Here is a 21,211-nt window from a genome sequence, read left to right on the forward strand (position 1 = left end):
CACGCAGACCGCTAACCGACGCCCGGTCGGGCACACCGTTGTGTGCCGGTTGGGAGCCGCCGGACACGGTTGTGCGCGTGCTCGCTCTGACCTGCCGCAACGAGCATCCGAGGCCGACCTCATGCAATCTCTGATCGACCACGCCCGTTCCTTCCCGGCGAAGATCGCCGACCACCAGCAGGACTTCGCGAATCTCGCCCGAGGACAGCGCCCGATGGCCGTCTTCGTCTCCTGCTCCGACTCCCGCGTCATCCCCTCGCTGATCACCGGAGCCCGCCCGGGAGAGATCTTCGAGCTTCGCACCGCAGGCAACATCGTCCCCCGATACCGGGCATCGGCGTCCTGCGGTGTGGCCGCCAGCCTAGAGTTCGCCGTCAAGGCGCTCCAGGTCCCGGACATCATCGTGTGCGGGCACTCGCACTGTGGCGCCGTGCAGGGGCTGATGCACCGGCAGAGCCTGGAGAGCCTCCCACTGATGCAGCGGTGGCTGGCCGGCGCCGGTCACATCAGGGAGCGCCTGGTCGCCGCACGCGCCAAGTCCCTGGGGGACGACCCGGTGGAGGTGACGCAGCGCCATCTACTCACCCAGCTCGACCACCTCCGCAGTTACCCGTGGATCGCGCAGCGGCTCAGCGCCGGCCGACTGCGGCTGCACGGCTGGTACTACACCGTCGACACGGGCGAAGTCCTGGCATGCCAGCCCGGCTCGCGCGAGTTCCGGAGGCTGTGATGGGCGCTCGCACACGCGTCTCCCCGACCGATGGACGGAGCGGCGGTCGAGGTGCACGCCGCCGTGGCCCGGCCAGCCGACGCAGCAAGCGGCCTTCCGCGTTCGGGTTCCTCGCGGCGGACTTGCCTGCCTCCCTCGTCGTCTTCCTCGTGGCGCTGCCCCTGTGCGTGGGAGTGGCGGTCGCCTCGGGCGTACCGGCCGAACTCGGCCTGATCACCGGCATCGTCGGCGGGCTGGTCACGGGCCTGCTTCCGGGCAGCAGTCTGCAGGTCAGCGGCCCGGCCGCCGGACTGACCGTCCTGGTCGCCGAAGCAGTACGCGCCTATGGCCTGCCCGCCCTGGGGCTCATCGTCGTGGGCACCGGCTTGCTCCAGCTGCTGCTGGGCGTCCTGCGCCTGGGAGGCTGGTTCCGGGCCATCTCCCTGTCCGTCGTGGAAGGCATGCTGGCCGGCATCGGGCTGGTCATCGTCGCGGGCCAGCTCTACGCCATGGCTGACACCCGCGCCCCGTCGTCCGGCCTGGCCAAGCTCGGCGGCCTGCCAGGGCTGGCCGCCAGTCTGCTCTCCTCCCCGTCCGCACGCTCGGCGTTCGCTGTCGGGGCGGGGGTGATCGTAGTCATCATGGCGTGGCAGTTCCTGCCCAAGGCGGTGCGTCTGCTGCCCGGTGCCCTCGTCGCCGTCGGTCTCGCGGTCGCCGCGAAGGCGGTGCTCGGACTGCCGATCGCCACGGTCCAGGTCAACGGGTTGCTGGATGTCGTCAGCTTGCCCGATTTCGCAGGGGTGGGCACTCTGCCCCTGGTCTCCCTCGCGGGCACGGTACTCGCCTTCACCCTCATCGCCTCGGCCGAGAGCCTGTTCAGCGCGGCGGCCGTGGATCGCCTCCACACCGGCCCTCGCACGGACTTCGACAAGGAACTCATCGCCCAGGGCGCGGGCAACACCCTCTCCGGACTGCTGGGCGCGCTCCCGCTGACCGCGGTCATCGTGCGCTCCGCCGCGAACGTCCAAGCCGGAGCCCGCACCAAGGCCTCACGCGTGCTTCACGGGGTCTGGCTGCTGCTGTTCGCCCTGCTCCTGCCGGGCGTGCTCGCAAGGATTCCCGTGGCGGCACTGGCCGGAGTCCTCGTCCACGCCGGCTTCAAGCTGCTGCCTCTCAAGCAGGTGAAGCCGCTGTGGTCCAAGCACCGGGGTGAGGCCTTCGTGCTCGCCGCGACGGCCCTCTCGATTCTCGGGATCGGCATGTTCGAGGGAGTGCTGGTCGGGCTCGGGCTGTCCGTGATCAAGACGGCCTGGGACACCTCCAACGTTCGGGTCGAGACGGTCGCCAGCAGCCCTGAAGAGCTGACGGTGAAGATCACCGGCAGCGCGACCTTCCTGCGGCTTCCCAAACTCCTGGACAGCTTGGAGGCCCTGCCGGACAACCGGCCGATCCGTCTGGACATGACGGGACTGCGCCATCGCGATCACGCCTGCACCATGGCCCTGCTCTCCTGGGCCGAACGCCGGCGCAGCCACGGCGTGACCCTCGTTCAGCTCACACCGTCCATGTGAGCCCACCGGGTGGGGCGGACCGCTCGCCCGCCCCACCCAATAGTTCAGGATTTCATGAATCCACGAAACGATGTACCGTCGAGGTGTGCTGAACATCGCCGAAGACATTGAGGTCCTGGCGCGCTTCGGGCGCGCGCTGGCCGATCCCATCCGCTGCCGTCTGCTCCTCGAGATCCGCGAGGCCCCGGCGCACCCTTCCGACCTCGCCGACAAGCTGGGCATCTCCCGTACCCGGCTGTCCAACCACCTCGCCTGCCTGCGCGACTGCGGCCTCGTCGTCGCCGTCCCCGAAGGCCGACGCACCCGCTACGAGCTGGCCGACTCCCGCCTCGGTCACGCCCTCGACGACCTGCGCTCCGCGGTGGTCACGGTGGCCGCCGACCGGACCTGCGTGGATGCCGACGACAAGGGGTGCTGCTGATGACCACTCTGTCGCTCAGCCCGTCACCCGCCCGGCGCGATGTGCTGGCCCGCCGAATACGTCTGCTCGTGGCGGCCACCATCACGTACAACGTCATCGAGGCGGTCGTCGCCCTCACCGCGGGCACCATGGCCTCCTCCACCGCGTTGATCGGCTTCGGTCTCGACTCGATCATCGAGGTCTCCTCCGCCGCAGCGGTCGCCTGGCAGTTCTCCGCCAAGGACCACGCGGTCCGGGAGGCACGTGAGCACCGGGCGCTGAGGATCATCGCCGTTTCCTTCTTCGCGCTCGCCGCCTACGTCGCAGTCGACGCCGTGCGGGCGCTGACCGGCGCGGGCGAGGCGTCCTCCTCCGTGCCGGGCATCGTCCTGGCCGCCCTGTCGCTCGCGGTGATGCCGTTCCTCTCCGCCGCCCAGCGCAAGGCGGGGCGAGAGCTGGGCTCCGCGTCGGCCGTGGCCGACTCCAAGCAGACCCTGCTCTGCACCTACCTGTCCGCCGTCGTCCTCGCGGGCCTCGTCCTCAACGCCACCCTCGGCTGGACCTGGGCGGACCCGATCGCCGCCCTCGTCATCGCCGTCATCGCCGCCAAGGAAGGCCGCGACGCGTGGCAGGGCAAGGGCTGCTGCGCACCCACCCCGCCGGGAGCACTGTCCATGCCCTCCGCCGCGGAGGGCGGAGGCTGCGCTGCCGGGCCGGCCAGCACGTGCTGCATCACCGATGCCAAGTTGAAGATGGAGGAGAAGCAGTGAACAACTGGGCATGGACCGCACTGGCGTTGTTCGCCGCTTGGGCGGTAACCGCGTTCGGCGTTCGCGCCGTCGTGCAGTGGCGCCGTACCGGTGACGCCGGATTCCGGGGGATCTCGGGCCGGCCCGGGTCCGCCGCGTGGTGGGCCGGCGTCCTGTTCGTCCTCGCACTCCTCGGCGGCACTGCAGCTCCCGCCGCCGCACTGGCCGGCATGCCCGCGCTGCCGGGCGCGGGCGGCAGTACGGCTCTTCGTTTCACCGGGCTCGCCGTGGCCCTGGCGGGAATGGCCGCCACGCTGGTCGCACAGAGCGGGATGGGTACCTCCTGGCGCGTCGGCGTGGACGCCACCGAGCGCACAGAACTCGTCACCTCCGGTCTCTTCACGTACGTGCGCAATCCGGTCTTCACCGCCATGACCGTGACCGCCGCCGGGCTCGCGCTGATGGTGCCGAACGTCCTCGCCGTCCTCGCGTGGCTCGTGCTCCTCCTCGCCATCGAACTCCAGGTCCGCGTGGTCGAGGAGCCGTACCTGGCCGGGATCCACGGCCGCGCCTACGTCAACTACACCGCGCAGGCAGGCCGGTTCCTGCCCGGCCTCGGCCGGCACGTCAGCGCAGCCGGAGCCTGATCGGGGCCGGCTCAGGAAGGCGTGAGGAAACCGAGGATGGCGGCCGTGGTCTCAGCGGGGTGGGTGAGCAGCCCGCCGTGCGCTCCGGGCAGCGTCACGAAGGTGCCCTGCGGCAGTGCCTCGGCAGCAACCTTGGCAGCGCGTGGGGGAAAGTACAGGTCGGCCTCGAAGGCCAGCACCAGTACGGGCACGAGCACGTCGGCCAGGGCAGCGATCCGGCCCGGATCGCGCAACCAGCCGTCCGCCGCGGTCGACTGCCCGACCGCGCCGTCCGGCGATGCCCATATGTCGTCCTGGGCGCCCAGCAGTTCCAGCCATGCGCGTACCTGCTTCTCGTCTTCCAGCAGCACCTGCCCGGGCAGCGTGGTGAGGAGTGTCTGCAGCCGCAGGAACGCCGCGGGGAGCCGTCCGGTCGCCCCGATCAGCTCGGCTTCGGCGTCCAACACCGCCTCCAGCACACCCGTCACGGGCCCCGCACCGGCCATCAACACCATCGAACGCACGAGGTCGGGGCGCTTACGGACCAGCAGTTCGGCCGTGAAGCTCCCCAGCGAATACCCGATCACCACAGCACTCCGGATGCCGAGCACGTCCAGCAGACCGGCGAGATCACCGGCCATGTCGGCCATCGAATAAGGAGCGGACGGGGCATCGGAGGGGGCCACACCGCGCGCCGCGTACGTCACCACTTCGCAGCCCGCGTCCACCAGCGCATCCCGGAGCCCGCACAGTTCCCAGGCGACCGGCGGCATACCGGTCCCGCCCACCAGGACCACCGGCTGCCCGGCCCCCCGGCGCTCGTAGGCGATCCGGACCCCACTGTCCAGCACGACCGACTCCATACCCACGCCCTCCCGATGCGGTGACCGACCTTCCCATCATCGGCACGAACACCGAAGTCGGAAGGCCTTCGCCGGAACATGCCCGTGGCGTCCGCGCCTTCGGGTCCCACCACTGCCAGGCTGACCAAGGGCTCAGCCGACGCGACAGACCAGGAGGACCAGCACCATGGGACACGGCCACAGCCACGGCTCCCCACCCAAGGGCGACGGCGGTGACGGGCACGCCCACGGCCCGCGGATCGGCAGCGCCGGCGAGCGCCACCAAAAGCCGCTGGCCATCGCCTTCTCCATCACCGCGGCGTATGCCCTGGTGGAGGTCGTGGCCGGCGTCATCACCGGCTCCCTGGCTCTGATCAGCGACGCCGCCCACATGGGCACCGACGTCCTGGGCCTCGGTCTGGCCCTCGCCGCGATCCGCCTCGCGAAGCGGCCGGCTTCGGGGCAGCGCACGTACGGCACCTACCGGCTCGAAGTCCTGGCCGCGATCATCAACGGCCTCCTGCTGTTCGGTGTCGCCTTCTACGTCCTCTACGAAGCCGTGCAACGCTTCCGCGACCCGTCCGAAGTCCCCGGCCTCCCGGTGCTGGTCGTCGCCGTCATCGGTCTCGTCATCAACCTCATCTCCTTCCGCCTGCTCACCGCCGGCGCCAAGGAGAGCCTCAACGTCAAGGGCGCCTACTTCGAAGTCCTCGCCGACATGCTCGGCTCCGTCGGCGTGATCATCGGAGCCATCGTCATCTGGACCACCGGCTTCGAGTACGCCGACCCGATCATCGGCGCTGCCATCGGCCTGTTCATCCTGCCGCGCACCTGGAAACTGATGCGCCAGGCCCTGCGGATCATCATGGAAGTGGCGCCACCCGAGGTCGACGTAGAGGCGGCGGAACGGGACCTCGCCGCCATCCCGGGCGTCCAGCAGGTGCACGACCTGCACATCTGGACCATCACCAGCGGCATGGAAGCGGCATCTGCCCATGTGGTGATCAAGGACGGCGCCGACTGGCACGCCGTCCTGGACCAGAGCCGCCTGATCCTTGCCGAGCGGTACGGCGTCACGCACCCGACGATCCAGGTAGAGCCGGCTGACCACACGGAGGAGCCTGTCGGGTTCTGACCGGGCCGTCGGGCGCTCGGCGGTCAGGAGGCGGTGCTGACGCCCTTGGCCAGCAGGGGCAGATCCTTCACGAACGAGTCGATCGGCGTTCCGCTGGTGTAGAGGACGTGTGCCTTATCGTCGGTCGGCAGGAAGGCAAGGACCTGCGTGCCGTGGGACGAGGTGACCGTGCCGTCGTGGTGGACGTTGGGATCCTCCACGCTGACGCCGAGGGATTTCGCTGCCTGCTTGACCTGGGCGAGGTCGCCGCTCATGCCGGTGAAGCGATCGCCGAAGGCCTTCAGCCACTTGTTCAGTTGTTCGGGGGTGTCTCGGGCGGGGTCGGTGGTGACGAACACGACGTCGATCTTGTCTCGGACCTCCTGGGGCTGCTTCTGAAGCGCGACGGAAACGTCTCCGAGCGTGGTGGGGCAGACGTCGGGGCAGTTCGTGTACCCGAAGAACAGGAGCGTGGCGCGGCCGGCAGTCCGCTGCCTCAGGTCGTAGGGCTGCCCGTCCGTGCCGGTCAGTCGCAGATCCGGCTTCTCGAAGGGCCGGTCCAGTTCGGTGCCCTGGTAAGCGGACTTGGGTTTCTGCTGCGTGATCGCATCGGTGGCCGGGGCTGACGTCGTACCGCAGCCTGCGAGGAGAAGCGCGGTGGCGAGGGCCGCGACGCCGGTGAGGCGAAGGCGAGTGTTGCGGGAGTGCACTGGGGACGGGTCCGATCGTTGGCGGGCCGCCGAGGCCGGCGGCACTTGAAGGCTGGATTGTTGTGGGGTGGTGGGCAGGGCTAGATGCCGACGGTGAACCCCGCGCTCCAGGACTGCATCTGCCGGATCAGGTCGCTCCATACGCCGGTGACCATCAGCAGTCCGGTGGCGATCATCATGCCGCCGCCGATCCGCATGACCCACTTGTAGCGGGCTTTGACCCAGTCGAAGAGGCCCAGCGCCTTGCGGAACGCCAGGGCCGCCGCGAGGAAGGGCAGGCCGAGGCCGGCGCAGTAGGCGACGGTCAGCATGGCGCCGCGGCCGGCGCTCGCTTCGCTGAAGGCGAGTGCCTGGACGGCGCCCAGGGTCGGGCCGATGCAGGGTGTCCAGCCGAGGCCGAAGAGGACGCCGAGCATGGGAGCTCCGGCCAGGCCGGCTGCGGGGCGCCGGTGGAAGCGCCATTCGCGGCTCATGCCGGGTAGGGCACCCATGAATGACAGACCCATCAGGATGGTCAGCCCTCCCATGACGCGGATCAACGTGTCCTGGTACTCGAGCAGTACGTTGCCCGCGTATCCGAAGGCCGCGCCGAAGGAGACGAAGACCGCGGTGAAGCCCGCGAGGAAGAGCAGCGTCCCGGCCAGGATCCGGCCGCGGCGGACTTCGGCCAGGTCGGCGCCGCTCATGCCCGTCACGTACGAGAGGTAGCCGGGCACCAGCGGAAGGACGCAGGGGGAGAAGAAGGACACGGCTCCGGCGACCGCGGCGAGCGGCAGGGCCAGCAGCAGCGAGCCGCTGAGCACGGTGGTGTCGATTCCGGCGGAGAGAAGCACAGGTCAGCCCTTTTGAGCAGGGATGGGAGTGGAACGGCGTTGTGCGTCACCTGCGCGGGCGGGCCACCTGGGGCGGCCCGCCCGCGCAGGTCAGTGATGCGCAGACGGAGCAGGAGCCGACGGTGCCGGCGAGGTGGGCGCAGGCATCGCGCCGCGCCGGGTGAGCATCTGGGTCATCAGCTCGACCTCCGACTGCTGTGCCCTGACGATGCCTTCGGCCAGCGCCTTCACCTGGGGATCCTTAGCCTGCTTGACCGCGGCCTGCGCCATGGCGACGCCACCCTGGTGGTGGGGGATCATCAGCTGGAGATAGAGGACTTCGCCGTCGCGCCCCTTGGCGCTTCTCAACTGGTCGACCTGTTCGCGGGTCGCCATGCCGGGCATCTCCGTGGCGGCCATGCCGCTGCCGTGGCCCTCCATCCACGCCATCGCCCCGTCGGCGGAGACCTTGGGGGCCTGCCACATGTCCAGCCAGCCCAGCATCATGCCGCGCTGGTTGGCCTGGGTGTTGATGACGTCGAAGGCCAGGGTGCGGACTTCCTCGTTGTCGGTGTTGTCGCGGACGAGGAAGGACATCTCCACCGCCTGCTGGTGGTGGACAGCCATGTCGCGGGAGAATCCGGTGTCCGCCGCCGTGGCGGCAGCCGGTGTCGCACTCGCTTGTCGGTTGGTGGGGTAGGCGAGCACCAGGGCCACGGCCGTCGTACACAGCAGCAGCCACCCGGCGCCCCAGGCCAGCCAGCGGGACCGGTGCTTGGAACCGCTCACGCCGACAGGCCGTTCGTGCACGCCGCACCGGGCTCGGGTGTCTGCGGGCCCTGGACGTACTTGGTGAGGAATGCATTCACCCGCGGGTCGGACGCACTGTCCACGGTGAGCTGCTTGCCCCAGGCCGAGAGGGTGATCGGCGAGTCCTGCTTCGCGTGCGGGCTCATCAGCGTGTAGGGGGTCTTCTTCACCTGCTCGCCCAGCGACTTGACGTCGTCCGGGGTCGCCTTGTCGGTGTACGTGATCCAGACGGCGCCGTGTTCGAGGGCGTGGACGGCGTTCTCCTGCCGGACCTCCTTCTCGTACACGTCGCCGTTGCAGTTCATCCATGCCTGGGCGTGGTCACCGCCAACGGCCGGCGTCATGGGGTAGTTCACCGGCTGGGCGACGTGGTTCTGGGTGAGCTTGTCCCACGACTTCTCGCCGGAGATGGGCGCCTTCTTGGCTGCCTCCTGCTTCTTCTCCTCACCCTTGACCGTGAAGAGGAAGAACGTGGTGGCGCCCGCCAGTACGACGAAGATGAGGGCGCAGACGACGATGGTAATGATCTTGTTACGGCGTTCGCGTGCGACCTCCGCGCGGCGCATCTCGTCGAGCTTTGCGCGTCGGGCGGCGGCAGCGGAGTTCTTGGGCAGGGCCATGTCGGTTCCTTCACTCCCCGGACGGGGCGGTGGTTGCAGGGCAGGTCAGCAGCCGCACGGCATGGTGCAGTGCGGCAGGAGCTGTCTAGATCCGCAGGACCTGAAGGGCGTGAAGGTCAATACCGCCGGGGCCGGCCGAGGAAACAATCCCCGGCCCCGCGCGTGGCTGAGCCGGTGTCACCAGGTGTCCACCGGCAGGCACCACGGCTTCATCAGGAAGCTGGACGATGGTCTGCGGCAGGTGCTGCAGACCGGTGAGACAGGGATCGCCTGGCTGGTGGTGCACGCACCACCCCTCGTCTCCCATCGCACCACCGTCTTCGGCACCGACAGCGGTGGTCGCCGTCGAAACTGATGACGCTACGGCGGCCGCGGCGGGAGCGGGCCGGTGGCACACCGTGACGGCGAGCAGGAGTGCGGCAACGCAGCACAACCAGCTCAGCAGCGCACGCCACCGCGACGCCCGGATGGGCAGCGGGAGCATCGGCGTGATCGTCATGGTGGGCAGATCCTAGTGAGAGTGGAAGCAACAGCGGCGCGGCTAGCAGGAATTCACAGGGTCCTGGCCGTTTCCAGGGCATCGGCCAGTGCCTGCGGGGTGCGGGTGGACAGGTAGACGTACGGTGTCGGGTCGGCGGGGTCGGTGTTCTCGATGCGGACCGCGCTGGTGATGTAGCTGCGCATCATCATGTGGGCCCGCATGTCCGCCTTGTACGTCCGCCAGGCCCGCGCCTCTTCGGCTTCCAAGATGTGGACATCGCCCAGCGCGCTGAGCGGGATCCGTGCGTCGTCGGCGACCAGCAGCCCGTTCGTGACACGAATGCGGGAAGAGCCCTGTGCGCTGACCCACATGCAGGCGATGAGGGTGCCGACGGCGAATCCGCCCAGGGCGGCGAGGCCTCCGTACGGCATGACGATGAGCGCCATGGCGAAGCCGACGGCGACGGCGATCAGCCACCAGGTTCGCGGTGCGGTGAGCCGTTCGTCGTAGGTGAGTGGTGCGGGTGAGGTCATGGGGGCAGGTCCTCGCTCGTGCGGGGTGGTGTCGGTGGCGGGGCAGTGGTCACAGGGGCAGGAAGGCGCTGACGTCGGGCCGGAAGCGGAGCGTGGCGCCGGTCGCCAGCTCGTGGTACCAGGCGTGCAGGCGCAGGGAGCCGTCCGCCACGCGGGGCGCGATGCAGGCGTAGTCGCTCAGCACGTCCAGTTGCCGCAGTACATGGCTGTGGCCGGCGCCGGTGAAGTCGCCCGTGGTCCAGATGTCTTGCCCGGTGTCAGCGTCGAGGGTGTCGGCGACGTCGATATCGACGACCTCGCAGTGGGAGTGCCCCAAGACCACGATGTCGGTGATCGGCAGGCTGGCGACTGCGTATTCGATCGTCAGGGCCTCGCCCGTGGGCAGTTCGGGGTCGAAGCGCGGGACGAGACCGCCCTGCGTACGCAACTCCAGTATCTCGCCCGGTCGGCTTCCTGTGATCAGCCCGGGCACCAGCCGGGCGTCGGAGCATGCAGCCACCATCACCCGGGGGTGCTGGCCGTCCGGTAGATCGGCGAGCTCGATCCCCAGTGCGGCCGCGCGGTCCGAGTAGCCTCGGGCCTCGCCTGCCATGCGGGCCAGTTCCGGCCCCTCTTTGGCCCCTGTCATTTGGCGAGCCGTTCGTCGATCAGCGCCTTGAACGCCTCGTAGGTGCGGGGCGTCTGGATGCGCTGGCCGTCGAGGAAGAAAGTGGGGGTGCCCTGCACGTTCAGGCCCATGCCGTCCCGCTGATCGGCCTTGACACGTTCCTCGGTCGCCGGGTCCTTCACCGCCGTGTCGTACTTGGTCATGTCGAGGGCGAGTTGCTCGGCGTAGGTACGGAAGAGGTCCGCCTGGGAGTTCTGCAGCTCGCCCCATTCCTTCTGGGTCGCGAACATCTTCTTGTACATGTCCTCGAACTTGCCCTGTTGGGCTGCGGCCTCGACGGCGACGGCCGCGGTCCGGCTATTGCGGTGGCCGGGCATCGGGAAGTAGCGGGCCACGAAGGTGACCCGGTCTCGGTACTCCTCGCGGAGCCGCTCGACCGTCGGGTGAACGGCTCCGCAGGCCTCGCACTCGAAGTCGAGGAACTCGACGAGGGTCATCTCGCTACGCTGTGGCTCGGTCAGCCGGTGGCTGTCCTCCCGTACAGCCCGCGCCTCGCCTGCGGCGGGCAGGGGCGGAGTCGTTGTAGTCGAATCGTCTGGCTTGACCAGAAGGAACGTACCGAATGCGGCTGCAAGGACGGCCACAACGGCAGCGAGGGCCAGCAGGTTCTTCTTGAGTTTCGTCATGATTCCTCTACGTGGTCCGGTCTTGGGCCAGGGCAGCGGGCTGGTCTGCCTGCCGCTGCGGGCGGCGGTCGCGGGCGTGGAGACTCGCCAGGTACGCGTTGTAGGCAGCCAGCGGGTCACCGGCATCCCCGCGGTCGATCTGCCGGTCGACCCGACGGGCCTCACGGCGGTCGGAGCGGACCCACTGCACGGCCAGGATGATCGTGGTGATCAGGACGGGAATGTCGCCGGTCGCCCACGCGATCGCACCGCCGTTGTACTGATCCTGGGCCAGGTCCGGCCCCCAGGAGCGGCCCACCGCCTCCCACCAGCCAGCACCGATGATGCCGGTGGAACTCATCACGGAGATGCTGAACCACGAGTGGAACGGCATCGTCAGCATGAGGACGAACAGCCGGCCCAGGTGGGGTGGTCGCCGCGGACCGGGGTCGATGCCGATGATCACCCAGAAGAACAGCAGGCCAACCGCCATGAAGTGGATCAGCATCGCCATGTGGCCCAGATGGCTGCCCATCAGCCTCTCGAACCACGAGGTGTAGTACACGGCGAAGGCACTGCCGATGAAGAGGATGCCGGCCACGGCGGGATGCGAGATGACCTTCACGTAGCGGCTGTGCAGCAGCCGCATCAGCGCCTCGCGCGGACCGGCCGTCGTGCCCTTCCCGGCGGTGGGCAGGGTGCGCAGGGCCAGGGTGGCCGGGGCCCCAAGGACCAAGAGAATCGGCACGGTCATCGCAAGGATCATGTGCTGGCCCATGTGAACGCTGAACATGACCTTCCCGTACACGGCGAGGCCGCTCATCGTCGCGAGGACGGTGACGGCCAGGCCGAGCATCCAGGCGACGGTACGGCCGACGGGCCACCGGTCACCGCGTGAGCGAAGCCGGAGTACGCCCACGAGGTAGAACGCGGCCGCCGCGCCCGTGCCGAAGGCGAAGACGGGGTCGAAGTGCCACTGGGTGAACAGCGGTGTCCAGGGGAAGTCGCCCAGCGGGGGCGGCATCGGGAATCCGAGGAGCTCCTCCGCCGGGGTGGGCGAGCCCCTGCCGGTGCTCGGCGGAGGCGTCCGGGACAACGCGACGGCCAGGCCCATCGCCGCAGCCATCAGCAGCAGCTCGCCCACAGCCAGCCTGGCGAAGGGCCGACGGGCGCCGTCGGTGAGCGCCGTAAGGGTCCGGCGCCGGTGCCACCAGCCGATCGCCCCGAGAAGCAGGAGCGCCACAGCCTTCAGCAGCACCATCCGCCCGTACGCGGTGGTGAACCAGGCGCCCGACAGCGGCATCCGCACCAGGGCGTTGACCAGGCCGCTCGCGGCGACGGCCAGGAACGCCCCGCCGGCCAGCGGACTGAACCGGTGCGCCGCCTCAGCCGCTCCGTCGGTCCGTCGCAGGGCGGCGATCAGGATGAACAGCAGCCCACCGACCCATACGGCGACCCCCGCCACGTGCAGGGCGAGGCTGGTGACGGCCGCGTCGTGGTTGGCGGAGGCGGCCGAGTGGCCCGTGAACGCGGGCGGCAGCACCGCCGCGACGGCAAGGGCTAGCGCGGCCCGCGCCCATCGGACGGTGGTCACGCCCACGCAGAGCGTCGCCAGAACGAGCCCGGCCGCGGCCATCGCCGCGTAGGCGCGGCCCTGCGCGGAGGTAAGGGCGAAGTCGGCGACCATCGCCGGGTCCAGCACCTCGGCGACCGGCCGGGCGAACAGGTCGGACAGTGTGAAGACCATCAGGGCTGCGGACGACAGCGCCCACAGCCCGGCGGCAACAGCCGCCCACATCAGGTAAGGCATCCGCGACCGGCCGAGGTCGCGACCGCCGGGCAGCAGGACACCCGCCAGCAGCAGGGCACCCACTGTCGCCACCGACGCAATGTCCACGACGATGCGCGATAGGGGCAGACCCCAGGAGGTCAGTGGGCCGGCGTCCTCGATGCCCGGCACCTGCTGCGCCGTGGACCCGGCCGCCCACATCCCGACGACCGTGATGCCGACGGCCGAAACGGCCGAGGTGATGAGGATCAGCGGCAGGCGGCTCGCTCTGTGCAGAGCAAGGTCAGCCGACACGGTGTGCCTTCCGGCGGCGTGCCACGAGCACCGCGGCACCGGCACAGGTACCTGCCGCGAGCAGTACGCCGATGACCAGGCCGCTGCTGACGCCGTCCGACGAGGACCGGGCCCTCGGCGTCGGCGCCGGACTCGCCGCCGCGGCATCGGCCTCGGCCGACGGCGTCGGCGAAGACGGAGTGGGACTCGGCGAGGCCGGGGCCGCCGCCCGGACGGCGAAGCTGTAGGACCCGGACACGGGATGGCCGTCGGCCGAGACCACCCGGTAGCCGACGGTGTATCTACCCGAAGGCAGGCCCGGCTTCACGGCGAGGGACGCGCTCTTGCCGTCGACCTGCGGCTCCCCGGTGCCCGCCGGGGTTCCATCCGGTGCGGTCAGGGCGACCTTGGCGTACTCCTGCGACATGTCGTCGCTGAAGGTCAGCCGAATGCTCGGTGGCAGGGCGTCTAGGGTCGCACCGTCGGCCGGCGTGCTGGCAGTCAGGTCGGTATGTGCGGACGCAGCCGGAGCCCCGGCCCACAGGAGTGCTGCGCTCAGAGGTACGACGAGGGTGCGGGCCGCCGCACGGGCGGCACGCCGGGAAAAGGAATGCATGAAAAGGGAGAGGTCTCTCTGTGCTCTCCGGACCAGCCGGAGCAGGACACGCCGCCGCCCGCGGACGGCCTCTCCACTCGGCCGCTAGGCCAGGCAGAAACCTCCGCCGGACGACAGCCCGGTCGTCGGGAGAGGGGCACGCCACAGCACGGCGTGCCCGGACCACGGCGGTGCGCGTCCGGCGTGCAGCCGGACCACGATCGCGGACGGCGGCGTCGCGCCCGGCTCCAGATCCCTCAAGGCCGCCTTCGGCCCGTTGCCCGCGGGCAGGAGCGGCCAGACGAACATCAGCAGAGCGCGCAGCGCCTCAAGGACGGGCTTGCCGCGCCACAGCAGCCGTTCGGTGAGCCCGAACAGGCGCGCCGCAAGCACCAGCATGACAAGGTGCCCGGCGAAGAAGACCTCCGGCGGGACACCGACGGACGAGGCATGTTCGACCAAAGTCATGGGTTCCCGCGAACCGGCCACGGCCGCGCAGGCTCCCGGCAGCGAGTACGCCGCGTGGTATGCCAGCTGGGCACCGGCCAGCGCCGCCATGAGCTGGGTGTCGGAGAGCTTGTGCCGGGTAAGGAGCACCGCGCTGGGTACGGCGATCGCGGCCATGCCCAGCAGCAGCGCCCACCGCGGCATGTGCCCCTGCGCGAGGAGGTGGCCCGCCAGCGGCAGCAACACGCACAAGGCCGCCAGGGCGCCGGCCCGCAGACCGCGCACCACTCCGCGGGCCGGCGAAGGCGGCCGCGATACGAGGGTGACGGACATGGGCTGCTGCACTTTCGGGGAGACCTTCCAGGGCGGACCTGTGACTCGCGGGGAGCCTTAGGACCACCCGCAGGGTATCCCGGTGCCCCCGCCGTCCTCGCACCCGGATCAGGCTCCACCCCGCAAGCCCGGCGCGCGAAGGTCCCGGGCACGAAGGAGGGGGTCCACCGGCTTCAGCCGGTGGACCCCCTCCCCTGCTTCGCTCAGGCCGCGGATGCGGCCACGGCTTCCGCCGCCGGGCTGACGTCAGCCTCAGCGGCTCGGGCCTCCAGGATCCGCGCCGCCAGCGCTCCGAAAATGAGGCCGAAGGCGACCCACAACACTGCCTGGACGGTCAGGGAGGCCATCCGGAACTCCCACAGCAGTGCGGCCGGGAAGCTCTCGCGGACCGCGTCGCCGTTCGGCGGGAGGAACACGAACGCGAGCGTGACGGCTGCGGCGAAGCCGAGGCCCGCCGCGACCGTGGCGTTCCAGTTGCCGAGGCGCGGCGCCAGGCGCCGGCCCGCGATCACGGCTCCGAGTCCGAGCAGGACGCTCAGGAGGATCATCAGGAAGAACAGGGTGGTGCGCTTGCCGATGGTGTCGGGATTGCCGACGGCCGGCGGTGTCGCCGGGTACTTGAGGAACGGCACCAGGTAGACGGTGGTGAAGACCCCAGCCGCGGTGAGCGCTGCCGTCGCCCGAGGGCTGAACCTGCCGATCCTGTTGAGGGCGAAGCTGAACGCCAGCGAGGCGATGCCGCCGAGCGCGACGCCGTAGACGAGAGTCCCGGTGGCCAGGCCGAACGTCGACTGAACCGGTCGGCTGACGAGCTCTTCTTCCTCTTCCGCCGGGGCAGGGGCCGCGGCGGCGTCGCCACCACCGTGTTGACCGTGCCCGGCGGCCGGCGCGGCCTCGGCCTCCTCCAATGCGATGGACGAGCGGACGGACGGCTCACCGATGACATAGGCGACTGCGAATGCCATCAGGCCGGCCAGCAGGCCCGCGATCATTCCGCGGACCAGGAGCTTTCTTACGGTTGCTGCATGCATGAGATCGGTTCCCTACGAGGTCAGTGGCAGGGGAAACCGAGCAGGTGACGACCATCGTGCACCCATTCGTGCACGCCCTCGCCGGCGAAGACGGCGGTGGCACCCTGCTCGGCGCCGACGAAGTAGAGGGCGACGACCATCAGCAGACCGACGAAGACCGCCCAGGGCAGCACGGCGCGAACCGGCAGCGGGGCGTCGGAACCCAGGGCAGGGGCAACAGGAGCGGAAACGGTGGACTGAGCCATGGCGGCAAGACCTCCCTGGGAACAGCGCGTCCCAATACGGTGGAGCTCGGACGACGGCCCTCGGGTCTGACTGACCGGCACCGATCGCTCCAGAGGGCGTCGGGTTCGGCTATACAGTGGCGCGACCGTGCCGGATTCTCACCGGACTTCCGTCATGCCGTCGTTGTTGTCGCAGCGAAACGTACCGTGCACATGCCACCCCGCCAAGTGCTCTCACCTGCTGAGATAACCGTCACAGCCGCCCCCTGCGCCACTTCGGCGCGTGGCGCGAAGTACCTGGCCTCATGATCATGAGCAGTTCGTGAGGCCAGACGCTCCATGGGAACTGGCGCAGGCATTCAGGGGACGAGAACTGCCCCGTACCCGGCCTCCGCAATCGCCGCGACGATCGCGTCGGGGTCGATGGAGGCGGTCAGATCCACGATCGTGCGTTCCTTGCGGACGTCGGTGGAGCTGGAGGTGACGCCGGGCAGCTCTTCGACCTCGTCATCGATGAGCAGGCCGCAGCTGTTGCAGTGCATGCCGGTGACGGCGAACTCCATACGTGTGGTCACGAGGCGGTCTCCTGGTTCGGGCTGGTGCGGGGGCTCGGCGCGGCGGGTTCCTGGAAGGTGATCCGGCCCCCGTACATGCCCATGCCGCAGGTGTACTCGAGGGCCCCGGGCTTCCGGGTGCCCAGGTCGACGGTGGTCTTGCCGGTCACGGGAAGGATCTTCTGGACTCCGAGGTCGGGAACCACGAAGGAACGGACGCAGCCGTTCGTGCCGTTCGTGGCGACAACCAGAGTTGTCGGCACTCCGGCCTTCGCGGTGATCACCGCCGGGGAGTACGAGTTGGTGCGGGCATGGACGGTGATGGTCTGGCCGCCGTCGGGGTTGGTCACCACGGTCTCGGAGGGTACGGCTGCCGCTGCGGCGGCGGGCGGCGCGGCCGTGGGCCACCAGCCGCCGAGCCGCAGGCCGGAGCCGAGGGTCCAGACGGCGACCACCAGGACGACGACCGCGGTGACGAGGGTGAGGCGTCCCTGCCACAACCGGGCCGCAGAGCGCAGGAAGAACCCGAGTACGGCGAAGAGCGGGCCGGTGCCGAGGACGAAGCCGGCCATGACCGCAGCACCGGCGAGGGCGGAACCGGACGTCACGGCGATCAGTTCGACGCTGAGCGTGACCCCGCAAGGGATGAGGACGGTGAGGAACCCGAGGACAGCGGGGGTCGAGACGGCGGTGGACTTCGCCGAACGTCGTACTCGCCGCCCCCAGGCGGCGGGCGGGCGCGGCACGAAGCGTCGTACGGCCCTCACCTCGAACATGTCGAGGGCGAAGAGGACCATCAGGACACCGGCCGCGATCAGCAGTCCAGCCTGGGTGCGGGGACCAGGCTGAACGGCAGCGCCGACCAGCCCGAGTGCCGCGCCGAGCAGCGTGTGGGAGACCAGTTTGGCGCCGAGGAACGCGCCGACGGGTACGAAGAGCCCGCTGCGCTCCCATGCCTCCGCGGACCATTCAGTGGCCCGGCGGCCGACCGCGCCGGCCAGGAGACCGCCTTGGACGGCGGCGCAGGAGGCGCCGCCTGCGAACAGGCCGGTGGTGACACCGGTGACGAGCAGGGTGGTGGATGAAGCCATGGGGGAAGCTCTCTCATCTGCGTCGCGAGCAGGAACGTGAACATGCCTGAGCCACCCGGCGCTGAATAGGCCAGGGCGGGGTGGCGAGGGATGTCTAGGTCCGGCTGACGCAGAGGAGGGAGACGGGATCAGGCGCCCTCGGCTGTGCGCACTCCACACCAGCCGCCCAGGAAGCGGGCACCGGGCCGGTGAGCTCTGCCGGAAGGGGCGCGGGCACGGGAGCGGCGAGCGCCGGAGGCGCCGAGAACTGAGCAGACGCGAGTGGGCAGTCCATGGGCGCCATGGACGGGCATCCGCTGCCCATGCCGCCGGTGGCCGTCTCCTCGCCCTGGACGTGCTCCGTACCAGAGGCCGCCGTCATGGTGGAGGCCGCTGAAGTCGGGGCCATGCCCATCATGTCGGCGTGCTCTGGTCCCCACATCAGGAATCCGCACGCCAGCAGCAGGCCGGCCACCAGGGTGGCGACGGTCAGCGAGGGCTGGTGGGCGGAGCGCGAGGGCATGGGAGCGATGCTACCCAAGAGCCCGACCCGGGCTTTCCCCGCGTCTCCGTTCGTGCCGTTGCACCGGGCCGTCACGGTGCTGCGGTCTCTGCCTGCGCGCTGGTCGGGCTCGGGGAAGAGCTGAAGGCGCCGCGCTCCTCGACAGTCCCGCCCAGCGTGGCCCGCAGGGACTCCATGTACTCCTTGGACTTCGCAGAGAGCGCCCAGCGGTCGCCGACAAGGTAGATCCCGCCGTACATCTCTGCGTAGTCCAGCCAGGCCCGCTGTCCTTCGACCGTGTCGAAGTCGACGAGGACATAGTCCGCCTGCTCGCTTTTGCAAGTGGCCTGACGGTAGTCGGCGGCTTTCGTTGTGATCTCCGCTGTGCAGCCAACGGCGGAGGCCAGTTGCTGCACGGTCATGGACGGGGCGGTCGCAGCGCTCGGGCTCGGGCCAATCGCCGCGTTCTCGGCGGCTGCCTCGGTGTCGGGCTCGGCGCTCCCGGCGCAGCCGGCTATCAGCAGCGCGCAGGCGCCGGCCAACGCCAGCCGCATCGATGCACGACGGCACCACGTACCTGCGCTGCGGGTGGGTGCTGGATGGGACGGTCTGGCAGCAGTCAACGTTTCCTCCCTTGAATGTTTCCGGCAGAGGGGCACTACCTCGATGCCGGCGTGATGCGGACGGTCTCGCGCACGGTCACCTGGTCGATGTCGGTGGTACGCACCGTGATGTTCAGGGTCCACTCACCGGGCATGGGCAGCCGGAGGTCATAGGTGGCCCAGTACCCCTTCTGGTTCTTGAGCTTGGCGTCGAGCGGGCCGATCCTGAGGTCCTCCTGGGTGAGGGTGAGGCGGAGTTCCGGGACTGCGGCGAGGCCGCCGTCCGCGGTGAAGACGACGGCTTCGACCGTGTTCTCGCCGACCTGCCCCGGCGCCAACGTGATCTGCACTGTGCCGCGGTGATTGGTCTTGCCCATGTCGAAGGGGACCGTGACCACCTTCACCCGAGGTTCCTCGACGGACGCCTTCGAGACCCTCTCGTCGGCGGCGCGGCTGGGCTGCGTACCAGTGAGCAGGGTGGTGATCGCCAGGACCAGGACACCGAGTACGGCTTCGGCGGCGACCATGCGACGCAGGCTCCGCCGGTACCTGTCGGCCTCAAGAACTGATGGCTCGGTTTCGTTGCTCGCCCCTTCCCCGGCTGGCACAGCGGACACGCGGTCGAGGTGGCGTCCCACTGAGGAAACGGGTGCGCCGACCGTTTGGGCGACCGGCACCAGATCGGGGGCGGACGCCATCAGCGTCTCCGTGGCCGGCAGTGACGCCTCGTGGACGAGTCGGGCGGTCCAGCGGCGGGAGAAGGAGGCCATCCACAGCACCAGGATCACGGCGGCGACCTTCACGACGAGGATCTTGCCGTACGCCGTAGCGAACAGCGCTTCCCAGGAGCCGACTTGCCGCCAGGACTGGTACATCCCCGTACCGACCAGAACTACGACGGCGCGGAAGGCCAGCGCCGAGAAGCGGCCGATCGCGGACGCCGGGATGTCCCGGCTGCCGGGTCCTCGGTGCCGCAGGAGGAGCATCAGCGTGAGCAGACCGCCCAGCCAGACCCCCATGGCCAACAAGTGCAGCACGGCGACCGGCATGGCCAGTGCCACCTGGGGACCCGCGGAGGCGTGTTCGGCCGCGGCCCACGTGACCGCCAGGGCCACGGCGAACAGCACGCCGGCCACGCGCACGCAGGCCCCCAGCTCCCGCGACGATCCGTCATCGACAGCGGCGCGCTGCGGGGCCAGCCGCTGGAGGTACACCGCGGTGGCCGCCAGGAGCACGAGCCGTGCGATGAGGGCGCCGCCGGACTTCCCCCTGGCGGTCCGGCCCAGCTGAGCCGGATCGAACGCCGAAGTCACCGCGCCGACAGTCTCGTAGGGGCCGCGCAACAGGAACAGGGCCACTGTGGAAGCCGTCAGCGCCACCCACCCCGCTGCCAGCAGGATACGTACCGGACGCGCGGTGCCCGCGGTAGTCCAGCACAGCAGGACGAACGCGGCAGCCCCGACGAGGAGAGCCAGACCGCTGTAGGCGATGTAGCGGAAGACGCCGTACAGGCGGCCGACCGCCGTGTCGTCCGGTGAGCCGGCCGCTACCACGGCGGCGGTCTCGGACGGCTTGCCGATGGAGAAGACGAAGGCGCCGGAGATCGGGTGCCCGTCGGCGGAGACGACGCGCCATGCCACGGTGTAGGTGCCTCGGGGCAGCCTGCCGGACAGCTCCACACGAGCGGTGCTCTCCTTGCCGTCCACATGCAGCGCGGGGCGGGGGTTCACCCGCTCGTTCTCCGGCGACAGCACTCTGAGTGAGTCTTCGACGAAGCTGACCGACTCGGTGAACGTGAGCGTGACGTGCTTGGGATCCGTCCTGAGGACGGTGCCGTCGCCAGGGTCGGAGCTGCTCAGGCTGGCATGTGCGGATGCCGAGCCGGCCCCGTTGAGGAGCAGTGCGAACGTGGCGGCAACCAGCGCCAGGATGATCAATGGCCTCCTGGCAGGAGATGATCCACTGGGCATGAAGGCACGGCCTCCGGAGCGGCAGTCGTCAACGGCGGCACCACCGCCCGGATATCCGTTCGGTGATGGAGAGTTGTGGACGATAGTGCTGCTGACGAAGAGACCGAGCTGTTCTAGCAACTTCGGCTAAAGACAGCGCACAGGGCGCAACTCGGGTCGCTTTCCCTGTATGACTGCGAGGTCACGGGCCGTCCCATCTGGCGACGGGTTCTTCTTCCGCGACCGCGACATCGTCGTGGTTGGCAGCGGCGACACCGCCATGGAAGAGGCCACCTTCCTCACTCGCTTCGCCCGATCGGTCACCGTCCACCGCCGCTCCACCCTGCGCGCCTCCAAGGTCAGGCAGAACCGGGCGTTCACCGACGACAAGATCTCCTTCGCCTTCGACAGCGAGATCACCGAAAGCAAGTAGACGAACGGCATACTCTCCGGCGTCGTCCTACGCGGCACCTTCACCGGCAAACGCCGCGACCTCGACATCACCGGCCTGTTCATCGGCATCGGACACCCCCGTTATCTTTTTCGCGGTCCTGCAATGGGGCCGCTGGCCTCCGGGCCCGGTATGACTGTGT

25 protein-coding genes and 1 pseudogene are annotated in these 21,211 nt (G+C 69.7%); 7 read left to right on the forward strand and 19 right to left on the reverse strand.

The window, feature by feature from the left end:
- The first annotated feature begins 121 nt into the window (after positions 1–121).
- From ACE1OC_RS06820 to ACE1OC_RS06840, 5 genes are all read left to right on the forward strand, one after another.
- Complete coding sequence (locus ACE1OC_RS06820; protein ID WP_266440413.1) at positions 122–730, forward strand: carbonic anhydrase; 609 nt, start codon at positions 122–124, stop codon at positions 728–730.
- The gene (locus ACE1OC_RS06825; protein WP_407836218.1) at positions 730–2,280 is read left to right on the forward strand and encodes a SulP family inorganic anion transporter; all 1,551 of its coding nucleotides are present in this window, start codon (positions 730–732) and stop codon (positions 2,278–2,280) included. The genes ACE1OC_RS06820 and ACE1OC_RS06825 overlap by 1 nt, the downstream gene beginning before the upstream one ends.
- 85 nt (positions 2,281–2,365) lie before the next feature.
- Complete coding sequence (locus tag ACE1OC_RS06830; RefSeq protein ID WP_407836219.1) at positions 2,366–2,701, forward strand: ArsR/SmtB family transcription factor; 336 nt, start codon at positions 2,366–2,368, stop codon at positions 2,699–2,701.
- Positions 2,701–3,450: a cation transporter gene (locus tag ACE1OC_RS06835; RefSeq protein WP_407836220.1), complete on the forward strand. Its 750-nt coding sequence runs from the start codon at positions 2,701–2,703 to the stop codon at positions 3,448–3,450. Before ACE1OC_RS06830 ends, ACE1OC_RS06835 begins: the two co-directional genes overlap by 1 nt.
- Positions 3,447–4,076: a methyltransferase family protein gene (locus ACE1OC_RS06840; protein WP_407836221.1), complete on the forward strand. Its 630-nt coding sequence runs from the start codon at positions 3,447–3,449 to the stop codon at positions 4,074–4,076. Before ACE1OC_RS06835 ends, ACE1OC_RS06840 begins: the two co-directional genes overlap by 4 nt.
- Positions 4,077–4,087: 11 nt before the next feature.
- On the opposite strand, the gene ACE1OC_RS06845 is transcribed toward ACE1OC_RS06840, so the two are convergent.
- Positions 4,088–4,906 (reverse strand): alpha/beta fold hydrolase, encoded by an 819-nt coding sequence (locus ACE1OC_RS06845; protein WP_407836222.1) that lies wholly within the window; start codon positions 4,904–4,906, stop codon positions 4,088–4,090.
- A 178-nt stretch (positions 4,907–5,084) separates the two neighbouring features.
- Here ACE1OC_RS06845 and ACE1OC_RS06850 point away from each other — a divergent pair, with 178 nt between their 5' ends.
- Positions 5,085–6,032, forward strand: a complete 948-nt coding sequence (locus tag ACE1OC_RS06850; RefSeq protein WP_407836223.1) for a cation diffusion facilitator family transporter — start codon at positions 5,085–5,087, stop codon at positions 6,030–6,032.
- 23 nt (positions 6,033–6,055) lie between these two features.
- On the opposite strand, the gene ACE1OC_RS06855 is transcribed toward ACE1OC_RS06850, so the two are convergent.
- The 18 genes from ACE1OC_RS06855 to ACE1OC_RS06940 form a co-directional block, all read right to left on the reverse strand.
- A complete protein-coding gene (locus ACE1OC_RS06855) occupies positions 6,056–6,721 on the reverse strand; it encodes an SCO family protein (protein ID WP_407836224.1) in 666 nt (221 codons plus the stop codon).
- Between the two features lie 80 nt (positions 6,722–6,801).
- Entirely contained in the window at positions 6,802–7,554 is a 753-nt protein-coding gene (locus ACE1OC_RS06860; protein ID WP_407836225.1) for a cytochrome c biogenesis CcdA family protein, read from the reverse strand.
- A 90-nt stretch (positions 7,555–7,644) separates the two neighbouring features.
- On the reverse strand, positions 7,645–8,322 hold the full coding sequence (locus ACE1OC_RS06865; RefSeq protein WP_407836226.1) for a DUF305 domain-containing protein: 678 nt from the start codon (positions 8,320–8,322) through the stop codon (positions 7,645–7,647).
- Positions 8,319–8,963 (reverse strand): DUF3105 domain-containing protein, encoded by a 645-nt coding sequence (locus ACE1OC_RS06870; RefSeq protein WP_407836227.1) that lies wholly within the window; start codon positions 8,961–8,963, stop codon positions 8,319–8,321. The genes ACE1OC_RS06865 and ACE1OC_RS06870 overlap by 4 nt, the downstream gene beginning before the upstream one ends.
- Positions 8,964–9,048: 85 nt before the next feature.
- Positions 9,049–9,462, reverse strand: coding sequence for a hypothetical protein (locus ACE1OC_RS06875; protein ID WP_407836228.1), 414 nt, complete (start codon positions 9,460–9,462; stop codon positions 9,049–9,051).
- A gap of 53 nt (positions 9,463–9,515) precedes the next feature.
- Entirely contained in the window at positions 9,516–9,977 is a 462-nt protein-coding gene (locus tag ACE1OC_RS06880; protein WP_407836229.1) for a DUF3093 domain-containing protein, read from the reverse strand.
- Positions 9,978–10,026: 49 nt separating this feature from the next.
- Positions 10,027–10,605, reverse strand: coding sequence for a carbonic anhydrase (locus ACE1OC_RS06885; protein WP_407836230.1), 579 nt, complete (start codon positions 10,603–10,605; stop codon positions 10,027–10,029).
- The gene (locus ACE1OC_RS06890) at positions 10,602–11,270 is read right to left on the reverse strand and encodes a DsbA family protein (RefSeq protein WP_407836231.1); all 669 of its coding nucleotides are present in this window, start codon (positions 11,268–11,270) and stop codon (positions 10,602–10,604) included. The genes ACE1OC_RS06885 and ACE1OC_RS06890 overlap by 4 nt, the downstream gene beginning before the upstream one ends.
- Positions 11,271–11,277: 7 nt before the next feature.
- Positions 11,278–13,332 (reverse strand): cytochrome c oxidase assembly protein, encoded by a 2,055-nt coding sequence (locus tag ACE1OC_RS06895; RefSeq protein WP_407836232.1) that lies wholly within the window; start codon positions 13,330–13,332, stop codon positions 11,278–11,280.
- Positions 13,322–13,927: a copper resistance CopC family protein gene (locus ACE1OC_RS06900; protein WP_407836233.1), complete on the reverse strand. Its 606-nt coding sequence runs from the start codon at positions 13,925–13,927 to the stop codon at positions 13,322–13,324. The genes ACE1OC_RS06895 and ACE1OC_RS06900 overlap by 11 nt, the downstream gene beginning before the upstream one ends.
- Before the next feature lie 84 nt (positions 13,928–14,011).
- On the reverse strand, positions 14,012–14,686 hold the full coding sequence (locus ACE1OC_RS06905) for a hypothetical protein (RefSeq protein ID WP_407836234.1): 675 nt from the start codon (positions 14,684–14,686) through the stop codon (positions 14,012–14,014).
- A gap of 203 nt (positions 14,687–14,889) precedes the next feature.
- Positions 14,890–15,717, reverse strand: a complete 828-nt coding sequence (locus ACE1OC_RS06910; protein WP_407836235.1) for a CbtA family protein — start codon at positions 15,715–15,717, stop codon at positions 14,890–14,892.
- 20 nt (positions 15,718–15,737) lie between these two features.
- Positions 15,738–15,962, reverse strand: a complete 225-nt coding sequence (locus ACE1OC_RS06915) for a CbtB domain-containing protein (protein WP_266440462.1) — start codon at positions 15,960–15,962, stop codon at positions 15,738–15,740.
- Between the two features lie 338 nt (positions 15,963–16,300).
- Positions 16,301–16,516 (reverse strand): heavy-metal-associated domain-containing protein, encoded by a 216-nt coding sequence (locus tag ACE1OC_RS06920; RefSeq protein ID WP_407836236.1) that lies wholly within the window; start codon positions 16,514–16,516, stop codon positions 16,301–16,303.
- Entirely contained in the window at positions 16,513–17,586 is a 1,074-nt protein-coding gene (locus tag ACE1OC_RS06925; protein ID WP_407836237.1) for a sulfite exporter TauE/SafE family protein, read from the reverse strand. The genes ACE1OC_RS06920 and ACE1OC_RS06925 overlap by 4 nt, the downstream gene beginning before the upstream one ends.
- Before the next feature lie 94 nt (positions 17,587–17,680).
- Positions 17,681–18,088, reverse strand: coding sequence for a hypothetical protein (locus tag ACE1OC_RS06930; protein WP_407836238.1), 408 nt, complete (start codon positions 18,086–18,088; stop codon positions 17,681–17,683).
- A gap of 71 nt (positions 18,089–18,159) precedes the next feature.
- On the reverse strand, positions 18,160–18,621 hold the full coding sequence (locus ACE1OC_RS06935) for a hypothetical protein (RefSeq protein WP_407836239.1): 462 nt from the start codon (positions 18,619–18,621) through the stop codon (positions 18,160–18,162).
- A gap of 104 nt (positions 18,622–18,725) precedes the next feature.
- Positions 18,726–20,606: a copper resistance CopC/CopD family protein gene (locus ACE1OC_RS06940; protein ID WP_407836240.1), complete on the reverse strand. Its 1,881-nt coding sequence runs from the start codon at positions 20,604–20,606 to the stop codon at positions 18,726–18,728.
- A gap of 235 nt (positions 20,607–20,841) precedes the next feature.
- Here ACE1OC_RS06940 and ACE1OC_RS06945 point away from each other — a divergent pair.
- Positions 20,842–21,168, forward strand: a pseudogene (locus tag ACE1OC_RS06945) (NAD(P)/FAD-dependent oxidoreductase); the annotation flags it as partial.
- Positions 21,169–21,211: the final 43 nt, after the last annotated feature.

The sequence above is a fragment of the Streptomyces stoeckheimensis genome (assembly GCF_045822005.1).
Classification (GTDB): Bacteria; Actinomycetota; Actinomycetes; order Streptomycetales; family Streptomycetaceae; genus Streptomyces; species Streptomyces stoeckheimensis.

What these genes read in the sequence shown, in the direction of transcription:
- ACE1OC_RS06885 (WP_407836230.1), bottom strand. Translation starts at nt 10,605, where the DNA reads ATGACAGGGGCCAAAGAGGGGCCGGAACTGGCCCGCATGGCAGGCGAG.
- ACE1OC_RS06910 (WP_407836235.1), bottom strand. Translation starts at nt 15,717, where the DNA reads ATGCATGCAGCAACCGTAAGAAAGCTCCTGGTCCGCGGAATGATCGCG.
- ACE1OC_RS06935 (WP_407836239.1), bottom strand. Translation starts at nt 18,621, where the DNA reads ATGCGGCTGGCGTTGGCCGGCGCCTGCGCGCTGCTGATAGCCGGCTGC.
- ACE1OC_RS06890 (WP_407836231.1), bottom strand. Translation starts at nt 11,270, where the DNA reads ATGACGAAACTCAAGAAGAACCTGCTGGCCCTCGCTGCCGTTGTGGCC.
- ACE1OC_RS06875 (WP_407836228.1), bottom strand. Translation starts at nt 9,462, where the DNA reads ATGACGATCACGCCGATGCTCCCGCTGCCCATCCGGGCGTCGCGGTGG.
- ACE1OC_RS06850 (WP_407836223.1), top strand. Translation starts at nt 5,085, where the DNA reads ATGGGACACGGCCACAGCCACGGCTCCCCACCCAAGGGCGACGGCGGT.
- ACE1OC_RS06915 (WP_266440462.1), bottom strand. Translation starts at nt 15,962, where the DNA reads ATGGCTCAGTCCACCGTTTCCGCTCCTGTTGCCCCTGCCCTGGGTTCC.
- ACE1OC_RS06820 (WP_266440413.1), top strand. Translation starts at nt 122, where the DNA reads ATGCAATCTCTGATCGACCACGCCCGTTCCTTCCCGGCGAAGATCGCC.
- ACE1OC_RS06905 (WP_407836234.1), bottom strand. Translation starts at nt 14,686, where the DNA reads ATGTCCGTCACCCTCGTATCGCGGCCGCCTTCGCCGGCCCGCGGAGTG.
- ACE1OC_RS06880 (WP_407836229.1), bottom strand. Translation starts at nt 9,977, where the DNA reads ATGACCTCACCCGCACCACTCACCTACGACGAACGGCTCACCGCACCG.
- ACE1OC_RS06900 (WP_407836233.1), bottom strand. Translation starts at nt 13,927, where the DNA reads ATGCATTCCTTTTCCCGGCGTGCCGCCCGTGCGGCGGCCCGCACCCTC.
- ACE1OC_RS06925 (WP_407836237.1), bottom strand. Translation starts at nt 17,586, where the DNA reads ATGGCTTCATCCACCACCCTGCTCGTCACCGGTGTCACCACCGGCCTG.
- ACE1OC_RS06870 (WP_407836227.1), bottom strand. Translation starts at nt 8,963, where the DNA reads ATGGCCCTGCCCAAGAACTCCGCTGCCGCCGCCCGACGCGCAAAGCTC.
- ACE1OC_RS06930 (WP_407836238.1), bottom strand. Translation starts at nt 18,088, where the DNA reads ATGCCCTCGCGCTCCGCCCACCAGCCCTCGCTGACCGTCGCCACCCTG.
- ACE1OC_RS06835 (WP_407836220.1), top strand. Translation starts at nt 2,701, where the DNA reads ATGACCACTCTGTCGCTCAGCCCGTCACCCGCCCGGCGCGATGTGCTG.
- ACE1OC_RS06825 (WP_407836218.1), top strand. Translation starts at nt 730, where the DNA reads ATGGGCGCTCGCACACGCGTCTCCCCGACCGATGGACGGAGCGGCGGT.